The organism is Pseudomonas psychrophila, assembly GCF_001043005.1.
GTDB lineage: Bacteria > Pseudomonadota > Gammaproteobacteria > Pseudomonadales > Pseudomonadaceae > Aquipseudomonas > Aquipseudomonas psychrophila.
In genome coordinates this window covers 255,842-268,625 of sequence record NZ_JYKZ01000005.1, presented here as the reverse complement: position 1 = coordinate 268,625, position 12,784 = coordinate 255,842, and the positions used below count along the sequence as shown (strand labels likewise).

Annotated in this window: 9 protein-coding genes and 1 riboswitch; of the genes, 3 read left to right on the top strand and 6 right to left on the bottom strand. The window is 60.1% G+C overall.

All coding sequences use genetic code 11. From position 1 onward, the window contains the following. Positions 1–111: 111 nt before the first annotated feature. Complete coding sequence (locus tag TU76_RS14335; protein WP_016780868.1) at positions 112–378, top strand: hypothetical protein; 267 nt, start codon at positions 112–114, stop codon at positions 376–378. Between the two features lie 122 nt (positions 379–500). Here the strand turns inward: TU76_RS14335 and TU76_RS14330 are convergent, their stop codons facing one another. From TU76_RS14330 to cobW, 4 genes are all read right to left on the bottom strand, one after another. After that, positions 501–1,055 (bottom strand): vWA domain-containing protein, encoded by a 555-nt coding sequence (locus tag TU76_RS14330; RefSeq protein ID WP_019827171.1) that lies wholly within the window; start codon positions 1,053–1,055, stop codon positions 501–503. A 98-nt stretch (positions 1,056–1,153) separates the two neighbouring features. Next, positions 1,154–2,161 carry a magnesium chelatase ATPase subunit I gene (locus tag TU76_RS14325; protein ID WP_048351911.1) on the bottom strand — a complete coding sequence of 336 codons (1,008 nt, stop codon included), beginning with the start codon at positions 2,159–2,161 and terminating at the stop codon, positions 1,154–1,156. 48 nt (positions 2,162–2,209) lie between these two features. After that, positions 2,210–5,980, bottom strand: coding sequence for a cobaltochelatase subunit CobN (cobN, locus tag TU76_RS14320; RefSeq protein ID WP_048351910.1), 3,771 nt, complete (start codon positions 5,978–5,980; stop codon positions 2,210–2,212). Between the two features lie 3 nt (positions 5,981–5,983). Beyond that, positions 5,984–7,054, bottom strand: a complete 1,071-nt coding sequence (gene cobW, locus TU76_RS14315) for a cobalamin biosynthesis protein CobW (protein WP_019827174.1) — start codon at positions 7,052–7,054, stop codon at positions 5,984–5,986. A 94-nt stretch (positions 7,055–7,148) separates the two neighbouring features. Next, positions 7,149–7,346, bottom strand: a riboswitch (cobalamin riboswitch). A gap of 213 nt (positions 7,347–7,559) precedes the next feature. Here cobW and TU76_RS14310 point away from each other — a divergent pair. Next, positions 7,560–8,849 carry a glycosyltransferase gene (locus TU76_RS14310; protein ID WP_048351909.1) on the top strand — a complete coding sequence of 430 codons (1,290 nt, stop codon included), beginning with the start codon at positions 7,560–7,562 and terminating at the stop codon, positions 8,847–8,849. Here TU76_RS14310 and TU76_RS14305 read toward each other — a convergent pair whose 3' ends face one another. Continuing rightward, the gene (locus tag TU76_RS14305; RefSeq protein ID WP_231984097.1) at positions 8,850–10,817 is read right to left on the bottom strand and encodes an acyltransferase family protein; all 1,968 of its coding nucleotides are present in this window, start codon (positions 10,815–10,817) and stop codon (positions 8,850–8,852) included. A 99-nt stretch (positions 10,818–10,916) separates the two neighbouring features. Next, a complete protein-coding gene (gene cobF / locus TU76_RS14300) occupies positions 10,917–11,672 on the bottom strand; it encodes a precorrin-6A synthase (deacetylating) (RefSeq protein ID WP_048351908.1) in 756 nt (251 codons plus the stop codon). 95 nt (positions 11,673–11,767) lie between these two features. On the opposite strand from cobF, the gene TU76_RS14295 reads away from it, so the two are divergent. Continuing rightward, the gene (locus TU76_RS14295) at positions 11,768–12,703 is read left to right on the top strand and encodes an AraC family transcriptional regulator (protein ID WP_046810876.1); all 936 of its coding nucleotides are present in this window, start codon (positions 11,768–11,770) and stop codon (positions 12,701–12,703) included. The last annotated feature ends 81 nt before the right edge of the window (positions 12,704–12,784 follow it).

Sequence of the window (12,784 nt, the reverse complement as noted above, 5' to 3'; positions counted from 1 at the left end):
GAAAAGTGTGTGACCTGATGCCGGTCTGAAGTCATCAGTACAAGTAACCAACCGAACGGTAAGCCCAGCCGACGGTTAATCACTTGATGGGCATACTTGAGAGAAAACCCTATGAACGCCCCGCTCCGTTTCAACGAAGCACTTTTGATTGCCGGCCACGCCTTTGAACCTTTTCAATGCGTTGCCTGGGCTGCACAAGACGGTCATGGCGAGTTGAGCCTGACTGTAATTGACCGAACCAACACCCGCATCGGCCGCAAACAAATCCCGCGCAGCGCTTGCGCAGACGCTGCCCAGCTCGAAAGTCTGTTGGCTCAAGCCCGCGCCGAGATCAGCAGTGAAGGCTACGCCTTGCAGCCGTGGGTAATGCCAGCGTAAAGCTGCTTGATTGCCCCCTCCCTTCGGGAAGGGCTTGCTGGCGATGGCCTCAGCGCGTTGTACCTGATACGCCGCGCTGAGGCCATCGCCAGCAACCCCGCCCCCACCGCGGCACTTGGTCTCTAGCCATCAATGTGCAGGTATTGTGCATTCAAATCCGCCGCCAATTGAGGCGCGCGACCGAGACGAATCGGGCCTCGCTCGATATCGATCAACAGCCCCGGGCAATTGAACACGGGCAATACCGGCCAGTCTTTCAAGCGACCATCGGTCAACAGTAGAAAACGCTGTTGCTCCTGCGGGAACTGCTTACGCCGCCGATCAAGCCATTTCTCGACTTCCTGCAAGGCCTGGAGCAACGGTGTACCGCCACCGGCACCCAGCTGTGCCAGCCAGTCATTGAGCGCCGCCGAAGCCTTAACCCCGGTGACCTGCCACACTGGCGAACTACCGCTGGCAGTCATTACGGCCACCCGGGCACGCTGGCGATACGCATCCTCGAACAACTGGGCAAGCAGCCCCTTGGCATCACTCAAGGCCTGATGCCGCCGGGTTGAAGCCGATGCATCCACCACCACCAGCCACAGTTCCTGCGCTGCACTGTGCCGGGTTTTATGAACCAGGTCAGCGCGCTGGCGTGGGCGGCCACGGAGCAAGGTTTGCACCCAGTCGATCATCCCGCTGCGGGCACTGCGGCTAGCACCCTGCTTGCCCGTTGCGAGATGCCCGGCCCGGGGTCTGGCATCCGCCCCCGTATCAGATCGGGGACGAATGCCTAGGGCTTTTTTGGCCAGCTCGGCACTTCACGACGCGCACCCATAGCCTGGGCCTGGGCAGGCAACTCGCCCCACTGGCCCTGGCCAGAACCGGACGAAGCGTGACTGGATTGAGGCTGTGATTGCGGCTGCTCTGGCGTCGGCGCCTGCCCCATCTGCTCGCGACGTCGATGGCGCAAGGCAAACTCGGCCACGGCATCGATATCGTCCAGGCTAATGGCAGTGGCACCGCGCCATGCGGCATGGGCTCGTGCAGCCCGCAGCCAGACCAGATCGGCACGCATGCCGTCCACCGCAGCTGCAAAACAGCGCTCGGCGATCACCGCGAGCGATTGATCATCCAGGGCGATGCCGTTCAGCAACTCCCGGGCATGCTGGCAGCGCTGGCGCAACGCCCTTTGCGCCTCTTCCCACTGCGCGCAAAACCCGTGCGGGTCAGCATCAAAGGCCAGACGACGACGAATGATTTCTCCACGTTCGGACGGTTGCGGCTGGCCGCTCATGGCTACATTAAGCCCAAAACGGTCGAGTAACTGGGGGCGCAACTCGCCTTCTTCCGGGTTCATGGTGCCAATCAGCACAAAGCGGGCAGAGTGGCGATGGGAAATGCCATCGCGCTCGACCAAATTGGTACCGCTTGCGGCCACATCCAGCAGCACATCCACCAGATGGTCTGCGAGTAAATTCACTTCGTCGACATACAGCACGCCACCGTCGGCCTTGGCCAACACACCCGGTGAGAACTGCGCCTTGCCTTGCCCGAGTGCGGCGTCCAGATCGAGGGTGCCGACCAGTCGCTCTTCAGTAGCCCCCAAAGGCAAGGTCACGAACTGGCCGCTGGCGAGCAGATCTGCCAGCCCACGGGCCAGGGTAGATTTAGCCATGCCGCGGGGACCTTCAATCAGCACGCCGCCAATCCTGGGGTCGATGGCCGTGAGGCACAGCGCAAGTTTCAACGAGTCCGCGCCGACCACCGCCGATAACGGGAAATGCGGGGTGTCAGTCATGTTTTCGGATTCCAAATCGTAGAATGTTGATCGACTTCAAAAAGCCCTTCACTCTTCTTCTATATCCAGCAGCAAGTTTTCCAGTGCCGCCTGATATTCCCCGGGCTCACTCCAAAGGCCGCGCTGCTGAGCCTCCAGCAAGCGCTCGGTCATGTCACGCAAAGCGTGCGGGTTGTGCTCGCGAACAAACTCGCGGGTATCAGGGTCCAGCAGGTAGGCATCCGCCAGCAAGGCGTATTGATGGTCGTCGATCAAATGCGTGGTGGCATCGAACGCAAACAGGTTGTCCAGGGTCGCGGCCATTTCGAACGCGCCTTTATAACCGTGGCGCTTGACCCCGTCGATCCATTTCGGATTGGCTGCCCGGGAGCGGATTACCCGGTTCAACTCCTCCTTGAGGGTGCGAATCTTCGGCAAGTCCGGCTGGCTGTGATCGCCGTGATAGCTGGCTGCAGCCTCCCCGCGCAACGTCTCCACAGCGGCCAGCATGCCGCCCTGGAACTGGTAGTAATCATTGGAATCAAGCAGGTCGTGTTCGCGATTGTCCTGGTTTTGTACCACGGCCTGCATCTGCCCTAGACGCTGGGCAAACTGACCGCGGGCCGCCGTGCCTTCATCGGCGACACCATAGGCATAACCGCCCCAGTTGAGGTACACCTGGGCCAGGTCATCTCGGCTTTGCCACACACGACCATCAATCGCGTTCTGCACCCCGGCACCATAGGCGCCTGGCTTGGCGCCAAACACCCGCCAGCCTGCCTGGCGCGCGGCCAGTTCGGGTGACAGTCCATCGCGCTCCAGCTGTTCACGCTCACTGCGTACCTTGGCCGCCAGCGGGTTTAGATCATCCGGCTCATCCAGTGCCGCCACGGCTTGCACGGCGGCATCGAACAGGCGAATCAGATTGGCAAACGCATCGCGGAAAAACCCCGAAACCCGCAAGGTCACGTCAACCCGTGGACGGTCCAGAAGGCTTACCGGCAGAATTTCAAAGTCATCCACTCGCTGGCTGCCGGTGGCCCATACCGGGCGTACGCCCATCAGCGCCATGGCCTGGGCGATATCATCACCGCCCGTACGCATGGTCGCCGTGCCCCATACCGACAAGCCAAGCTGGCGCAGATGGTCGCCGTGATCCTGCAAATGGCGCTCAAGAATAAGGTTTGCCGACTGAAAGCCGATTCGCCAGGCCGTCGTGGTCGGCAGGTTGCGCACATCCACTGAAAAAAAGTTGCGACCCGTGGGCAGCACATCGAGTCGCCCGCGACTCGGCGCACCACTGGGCCCTGCCGGTACAAAGCGTCCCTCAAGGGCATCGAGCAGACCCTGCATCTCGGCGGGGCCGCAGGCATCCAGACGCGGCGCGACGACTTCAAGCAGCGCGTCGAAAATCCCCCTGACCTCGACCCATTGCTCGGTGCCAGGCAATTTCAGCGAGCCCTCCAACGCCTGTTCGATCAACTGCGCCGCATAAAGCTCCAGCCGCTCGCGGGTGTCCCCCGCCGTACGCCAACGCTCATCGGTGACGGCTTGCAACACAGCGGGCTGACGCGCAGTCCAGGGCTCGGCCAGTGCGCAGTCCAGCGGATCGAAGCCCAGCTCGAAAGCCTTGGCCAGCGCCCGCAGAATGCTCGATTGCGCGCCACGACCATCGCCGCGAGGGATGCGCAACAACGCCAGCAAGGTGTCGATGCGCAAGCGCCCGGCCGGCGACTCGCCAAAAATATGCAGCCCATCGCGGATTTGTGACTCTTTGAGATCGCACAGATAGGTGTCCAGCCGGGGTAGCCAGATCGCCGCGTCAGCGTCGCTGTCCAGCTTCTCGTCCAGTTGCAGCTCGCGGTCGATACGGGTTTCACGCACCAGGGCGAGAATGTCCCGTTGCAACTCACGGGCGCGTCGGGGGTCGAGCAACTGCGCTTCGTAATATTCGTCGGCCAGCAACTCCAGATCACGCAGCGGCCCGTAGGTTTCAGCACGGGTCAGCGGCGGCATCAAATGGTCGATGATCACCGCTTGGGTGCGACGCTTGGCCTGGGCGCCTTCGCCTGGGTCATTGACGATAAAGGGGTAGACGTTGGGCATCGGCCCCAGAATTGCATCCGGCCAGCAGTTTTCGGACAGTCCGACGCCCTTGCCGGGCAGCCACTCCAGATTGCCGTGCTTGCCCACATGCACCACAGCGTGGGCACCATAGGTGTTGCGCAGCCAGAAGTAGAACGCCAGATAGCCGTGTGGCGGCACCAGATCCGGATCGTGATACACCGCACTGGCATCGACCTGATAACCTCGCGCCGGCTGGATGCCGACAAAGGTCAGGCCAAAACGCAGACCGGCGATCATCAGCCGCCCACTGCGAAACATCGGATCATTTTGCGGCTCGCCCCAACGCTCAATCACCGCCTGGCGATTGACCTGGGGCAATCCATTGAACATCGCCAGGTACTCATCCAGCCCCAGGCTTTGCATGCAGGGGCGGAGATCGAGAGTGTCCAGGTCATTGCTGACGCCCCCCAACAAAGCCTGTATCAACGCGGTGCCGGTCTCGGGCAGCTCGCAGTCCACGGGATACCCCTGAGCCTGCAAGGCACGCAGAATATTCAATGCCGCCGCCGGAGTATCCAGCCCCACACCGTTGCCGATCCGGCCATCGCGGGTCGGATAGTTGGCCAGAATCAGTGCAATCCTTTTTTGCGGGTTCGCCACACGGCTCAACTCAACCCATCGCCGCGCCAGTTCTGCGACAAAATCCATACGCTCGGGATGGGCGCGATAACACACCACATCCGACTGACTGCGTTCGCTGCGCCATGCCAGATCCTTGAAGCTGATCGCACGGCTGATGATTCGCCCATCCAGTTCAGGCAAGGCGATATGCATCGCCAGGTCACGTGGTCCCAGCCCTTGGTCGCTGGCTTGCCAGCCGGGCTCGTTGTCCTGGGCACAAATGGCCTGGATCACCGGGATATTGCGGCGAAACGGACGCAAGTGCGGGGCTTCAGGGCTCGACTGGGCAAAACCCGTGGTGTTGAGGATCACCCCGGCGTCAACGTCGTCCAGCAGATCCTGAACCACCGCCAGGCAGCCAGGTTCCTTGAGGCTGGCCACGGCAATCGGCAAAGGGTTGAGCCCGGCGGCCTGAAGACGCTGGCAAAACACATCGACAAAACCGGTATTGGCCGCCTGCAAGTGCGAGCGATAGAACAACAGCGCCGCCACGGGTTGCCCCACATGCCATTCGGCCTGCCAGTCCTTGAGTTGAGCGTTGGTGTGCTGCGGATGATAAATCGCGGTGCGCGGCAGGGTCTGCGGCTCATCCCATGCATAATCGCGGCCCAGCCATTGACTGGCCAGGTAGCGATAGAGCTGCTGGGCGTTATGCCGCCCGCCCTGGCGCAAAAAGTGCCACAGACGCTCGCCCTGTTCGGCCGGGACGGTGCTCAGCGCGCTGAGTTCCGGGTCGGGACGGTCGTCGCCGGGTACCAGAATCAGGGTGACACCACGCTCAGCCAACTGCACCAGGCGCTCGATGCCGTAGCGCCAATAGCCGATGCCGCCGTGCAGCGACAGCAAAATCACCTTGGCGTGTTGCAGCACCTGATCGACATACAAGTCGACCGAGCCATGGTTTTGCACCTGCATCGGATTGGCCAGACGCAGGCTTGGATAATCTTCAGGCAACTGCTGTGCCGCTTCGGCAAGCAGTGCCAGGCTTGAATCACCACTGCACAGGATCACCAGCTCGGCGGGGGTCTGCCCCAAGTCGGCAATATTGTCATCCGATACAAAGCCACCGGGCTGGGTCCTGAGCAAATGCATGGCTTATACGCTCAACGCTGTGCGCAGGGTGGATTCGAGCAGTGCTGCGTCGAGGTCCTGACCGATCAGCACCAGCTTGGTGGTACGCGCTTCGTCACGGCCCCAGGCGCGGTCGAAGTGCTTGTCAAAGCGCGTGCCCACACCCTGAATCAGCAGGCGCATCGGCTTGCCCGGGATCGCCGCAAAGCCCTTGACCCGCAGAATGCCGTGCTTGACCACCAACTGGGTCAGCGCTTCCATCAGTACACGCTCCTCGCCCTCCGGCAGCTCGATGGAAATCGAGTCGAAAGCGTCGTGGTCGTGATCGTCGTGGTCATCATCGCCGTCGTGGTGATGGTCATGGTGGCTGTGGCGGCCATCGATATGATCTTCAGAGCCTGCGCCCAGACCCAGCAACACGTCCAACGGCAAGCGGCCGCTGCTGGCTTCAATGATCTTGACCGCTGGCGGCAGTTCTTCAGCCACTTCGGCGCGCACTTTTGCCAGGTCTTCAGGGCTGATCAGGTCGGCCTTGTTGAGGATCACCAGATCGGCACTGGCCAGTTGATCAGCGAACAGCTCGTGCAGCGGCGACTCATGGTCCAGGTTCGGATCAAGCTTGCGCTGGGCATCAACCTGGTCCGGGAACGCGGCAAAGGTGCCAGCGGCCACGGCCGGGCTGTCGACCACGGTAATCACCGCATCCACGGTGCAGGCGCTGCGGATTTCTGGCCACTGGAAGGCTTGCACCAACGGTTTTGGCAGAGCCAGACCGGAGGTTTCGATCAGGATATGGTCGATATCGCCACGACGAGCAACCAGTTCACGCATGACCGGGAAGAACTCTTCCTGCACGGTGCAGCACAGGCAGCCGTTGGCCAGCTCGTACACACGACCGTTGGCTTCTTCTTCGGTGCAGCCGATGGTGCACTGCTTGAGGATCTCTCCATCGATGCCCAGCTCGCCGAATTCATTGACGATCACGGCAATGCGACGGCCCTGGGCGTTATCGAGCATGTGGCGCAGCAACGTGGTTTTGCCCGAACCGAGAAACCCGGTAACGATCGTAACGGGGGTTTTGGCCAGTGTTTTCATCGGATGCCCTTGTGCTAAGCGGCGGGCATACGGGACGACGACCGCAGGCAGTGCGCGGTCAGTCTTCGCCACCGGATCACCCCGCCCGGTTGAAGTAAGAATCTGTCACGAGGCAGGTCTCCTGGCTTACGGCTGGGCATCAGTCTGAGCTGAGCCCTACCCTGCGCCTTCCCGCGTATTCAGCAGTGGCGTAGCAAGGTAAATAACCGTTTACAGTTGCGGGGGCAGCCGCGGCATACCGCGTTCCCTTCTTAGCTTCGCGTTGCGAAGAACCTCGAACGCGCAAGGCTACGCAGTGCGTTGTAACAGGTCAACTGACTACTGTGGGAGCCAGCCTGCTGGCGATGGCATCATTGCGGTGTATCTGCAACACCTCACCGCCTGCATCGCTGGCAGGCCAGCTCCCGCAGGAATCGCGCAAAACCTGACTGCAGGGATCGGTGCTGCATGCACTTGTGTTCTAATTGCCACCTTTTTTTAGCCGCCCTGCTTCAAGGATCTGCCCATGCCCTCCACCTGCCCGACCCGCGTCCTGATCATTGGTTACGTGTGGCCCGAACCGCGCTCTTCGGCGGCGGGCGGGCACATGATGCAAATCATCGAGAGTTTCTTGCAGCAAGGCTGGCAGATCACGTTCAGCAGCCCGGCCGGGATTGGCGAGCACAAGGCCGACCTTGCAGCGCTAGGCATCGACGAAGTCACGATCCAGCTCAATAACAGCAGCTTTGATGCCTTTATCACCGAACTGGCCCCGGATATCGTGCTATTCGACCGTTTCATGATGGAAGAGCAATTCGGCTGGCGCGTCGAGAAGCATTGCCCCCAAGCCTTGCGCGTGCTGGAAACCTCCGATCTGCAAAGCCTGCGCGATGCCCGTCACCTGCAACTCAAGGCGCGGCTCAAGCAAAACACCGAGCAGGACGATTTCAGCAGCCTGTTCGCCCCGGCGCAGCGCGACACTTTTGAGCAGATGGCCGACGCCGACCTGGCCCAACGGGAGATTGCCGCGATCTATCGCAGTGACCTGAACCTGATGATTTCAGAATACGAGATCGATCTGCTGGTCGAGCAGTTCAACGTGCCCAAGGCCCTGCTGCACTGGTGCCCGCTGATGGTCGACAGCGTGCCTGAGGCGTTCGTGCCGTATGAACAGCGTCAGCACTTTTTAAGCATCGGCAATTTTCGCCACGCGCCGAACTGGGATGCCGTGCTGTGGATGAAGACCCATGTGTGGCCCTTGATCCGCCAGCAACTGCCCGCCGCCCAACTGCATGTCTACGGCGCCTACACACCGCCCAAGGCCACCGCATTGCATAACCCGGCTCAGGGTTTTCACGTGCTCAACTGGGCAGAAGACGCACTCGAAGTGATGAGCAATGCCCGTGTTTGCATGGCCCCGCTGCGTTTTGGCGCAGGTATCAAGGGCAAAATCGCCGATGCCATGCTGTGCGGTACCCCCAACGTCACCACGCCCGTGGGCGCCGAGGGCATGCACGGTGATCTGCCGTGGGCCGGTGCCATCGAGCAGAGTGCCAGCGCAATCGCGGCGGCTGCGGTCGAGCTGTACCAGAACCCCGAGGCCTGGCATCAGGCCCAACGCAATGGCCAAGCGCTGCTTGAAGCGCGCTACCTGCAAGGGGTACACGGCCCGGCGCTGGTTGCGCGCATCCAGGGGTGCCGCGCTGAACTTGAGCAGCATCGGCGTAACAACTTCACCGGGGCGATGCTGCGACATCACCAGCACAAAAGTACCCAATACATGTCGCAGTGGATCGAAGCCAAGAATCGCCTCTGACTAACTGCGCCTCCAGATACTCAGCAGAACGGCTCTGAAGGACGGCTCAAGCACCCGGTTTCCGTGGCCACTGAGATGGTTCGAGTCAAAAAACAGTGGCAGGCCGTTGGTGTCATAGGCCGAACATACCGCTCCAGGACATAAAAACGGGAACGGGTCCCAGACGGTCAGGCTGGGGTACTCGCGTTGCAACTGGTCAAGCAGCTGCATTTGTGGCGCGCGCAAGCGTTCGAGCTGCCAGCCTTCTACCGTCAGGCCAGCTGCGCACACTGGATTCATTCGATTGAACCAGTCAGAACAGCGATTGGGGGGCGCCCTGAACAGCGGTTTGGGCGCATCCATCAGTATCTGGATTTTGGCGGCTGTCAGCCTGGCCAGCACAACCTCAGCGGACCTTCGGGCCGCATCATGGTTCTCTACTGTCTGCAGGGACAGCGCCTGCTCAAAAGCTACATTTTCCATTTCCGGCATTCTCAAGGATGCCAGAAAGACAATGTCCCCCGGATTGGCTTTGCTCTCGATATCTCGCAAGTCGGCTTCCTGACGAACAGCGCAGCTCGCCGGATCACCAGCCATCAGACTCACCACACTGCACCCGCCCTGCTCGTACTCCACCACCTTGATCCCGAGTTTCAGCGACACGCTGTTAAGCAGCGTTCGGTAGGCCGCCGTATGTGAATCCCCGATCACAAAAAGCTGCCGTCCGTTAACCTGCGGGTCCTCGATCTTTAGCACGTCTTCCCTTGGGTAATGCCTATAGGCATACCAGGTGTAGGTGTCACGGGTTTGGCTCAGGGATAACTGCTCAGTGTTGTCCGCCACCCAAAACGCCGACCACCAGAGCAGGATCACAGCGCTGAAACTGAAGGCGAATGTACTCCAGGCCTGGCGCTGCCACGCTGATTTACCGGTGCGCACGGGGATTTCGATCCAGTGATAGGAGGCTGCCGCCAGCGCCATCACCACCACCGGATACACTAACTGGACGACCAGCAGCTCTGTCCCCGTGGTCCAGCGTAAAAACACCGCAACGGGCCAGTGCCACAAATACAGGGAAAACGACAAACGACCGATGTAGGTCACCCACGGCGCCTGCAGTAGGCGCTGCAACGGCGAGCCGTAACCATCGGCAGGGAGTGCCAGCGCAGCGATCATCAGCACCGCCCCCAGCACCGTCGCTATCGCCCACGGGAAAGGGAAGTCTTGGCCTTCGGCATACACAAACCCTGCCAGTACCAGTGCCAGACCGCTTGCCAGCAGCAGGCTTGCAAGCGGTCTGGAGCGCAGTGAAGCGCGCCGCGTCGCTATCAGTTGGAACAATATGGCGCCCGCGGCCAGCTCCCAGAACCGGCCAGGAAGCAAGTAAAAGGCCGAGAGCTGATCGGTTTTTGTCTCCAGGGCACTGGTCACCAGCGAGGCGATGGCCAATACCGGCAGCACGGCCCACACCAGAGCGCTGTTTTTATTAAAACGAAGCCACAGGAAATACAGCACCGGGAAGACCACGTAATACTGCTCTTCAACCCCTAGCGACCAGGTATGCAAAAACGGGTTGAGCTCGGCGCCCGGAGAAAAGTAGGTATCGGGATTCCAGGCCAGCACGACATTACTGACCCCAAAAAAGGCCGCCAGCCCTGTACGACTGTTCTGTTCACTCAGCCAGGACTGAGGCACAAACAGGGCCGACACCAGGAAAGTAACCACCAGCACAACCAACAGCGCCGGTAAAATACGCAACAGCCGGCGCCTATAAAACGCTTTCAAATAGTCGACAAAACCCGAATGCCCCCGGTCGCAAAGGGACTGGCTGATCACATAACCCGAGATCACGAAGAACAGGTCGACCCCGGTGAAGCCACCGGGGAGCACGTTCAGAAAGTCGGCATGAAAAAGGATTACAGCGATAACGGCGATGGCGCGCAGCCCATCTATTGCCGGGAGGTAAGCCGGGGAAACTTTACGCATCATCGTATTTCCTGCTTTTTGTTTTTCGTCTGAATCGCGAAAGCTACCTCCCACCCAGAATTGACACCGTAATCACGATCCGACTTTGATGTAGGAATCATGTCAATCTACAGGCCGTCTTCTTAGCAGATACGTGTCCATCACCCAGCCTTTGCGCTTTCTGGCCGCGCTGCGGCTCTGCTTGATGTGCTCGCAGACGTCAGCCAGCTTGCCCGCAATCAGGATCTCGTCTGCTGTGCCGATGTAAGCGCCCCAGTAAATGTCGACGTCTTCATCGACGAAGGCCTCGAAGGCACAGTGGGCGTCGAGCATGACCACCACGTTGTCCAGGTCCTGAGCCGTCAGGCGACGCCCCGTGGTGATGCGAATCGGTTGGCCAATATCATTCAGGGGAATCCGATGGCGGGCGGCCAGCGCCTGCACGCTGCTGATGCCCGGGATCACCTGGTAGTCGAAATCGGTGCAACCGTTGGCCCGCACCCGATCCAGGATGCGCAAGGTGCTGTCATACAGCCCCGGTTCGCCCCACAGCAAAAACGCTCCGCACTCGCCGTCGGCCATTTCGTGATCAATCAACTGCGCAAACACGCACGCCCGCTGCTCATGCCAGTCTTCTACGCCCTGGGTATACGAGGGCGTTGAACTGTCGCGCCTGGGGTCGTTAACCTGTACCACCCGATAACGCGGCTCGCGGATGTAGCGCTCGCATATTTCCAGACGCAGACGCACCAGATCGTCAGTGGTCTGGCCCTTGTCCAGAACAAAGAACACGCAGGCCCGGTTCAACGCATTGATCGCCTGCACGGTGATGTGCTCCGGATCGCCTGCCCCCATGCCTATCAACAACAGTGTCTTCATTGCCCTTTATCCTTTGTCTGGCCGTACCGTCGCTGGCAGGAAGTATGAGAAGACGTCATCATCGGCTCAACAAGAACCTTTGAGCAGACAGGCCCATGACTCGACTCGCCAGAGCTACAGACCCGTCTTATGAATTGATGGACGACCACAATGGCTTGTCGATTATTTATCGTCAGCATGGTTTCCCATGCCCTCTGGTTCGCTGGCATTTTCACAAGGAGTACGAGCTGCACCTGATTGTGGCCAGCAGCGGCAAAGTGTTTGTCGGCGACTATATTGGCAATTTCCACCCGGAGTCCTTGTTCCTCACCGGCCCCAACCTGCCCCACAACTGGATCAGCCAGGTGGCCGAAGGCGAAGTGGTTGCCACGCGCGACATGCTGGTGAACTTCACCGATGAGTTGCTCGATAACGCCGCTTCGGTGTTCACCGAACTTAAAACCCTGACGCCGATGCTGGAACGCGCCCACTACGGCATCGAGTTTCGTTGCAAAACCACAATCCGCAAGGCCATGGACCTGATGCAGAGCATTGCCAGCGCCACGGGCGTTACCCGCCTGGGACATTTTTTGATCCTGCTGGAGCTGCTGGCAGAGTGTGATGACTATCAGTTGTTGTCCGGTGTTACCTGCGGGCAGCTGGCAGACGAGCACACCATCGACCGTACCAACCGGGCCGTTGACTACATATTCAGCCACTACGCCCGTGAACTGCCCCTCGAAGAAGTCGCCGAGTACATGGGCATGAAACCCACCTACTTTTCACGGGTGTTCAAGCAGGCCACCGGGCGCTGCTTCATCGAGTTCGTCAATCGCTTGCGAATCAGCAAGTCCTGCGAGCTGCTCGCCGATGGCGAAAAACCCGTCACTGACGTGTGTTTCGAGTCCGGTTTCAACAATATTTCCAACTTCAACCGCCGGTTTCAGCAGCTAAAAGGCATGACTCCATCACACTATCGGCGTCTGGCAGTGCAGCGTTTGACCGAGCAAAACCAGCCGGGACTGACTGAACGTCTGCGCAGTGCAAAATAGTATCGGTTTGAGTGTTGCCAGTGATTTGTCACGACGGTGATTGAGGGCTGTAATCCGCCCAGGCGCTTGCTCCATGCGAGC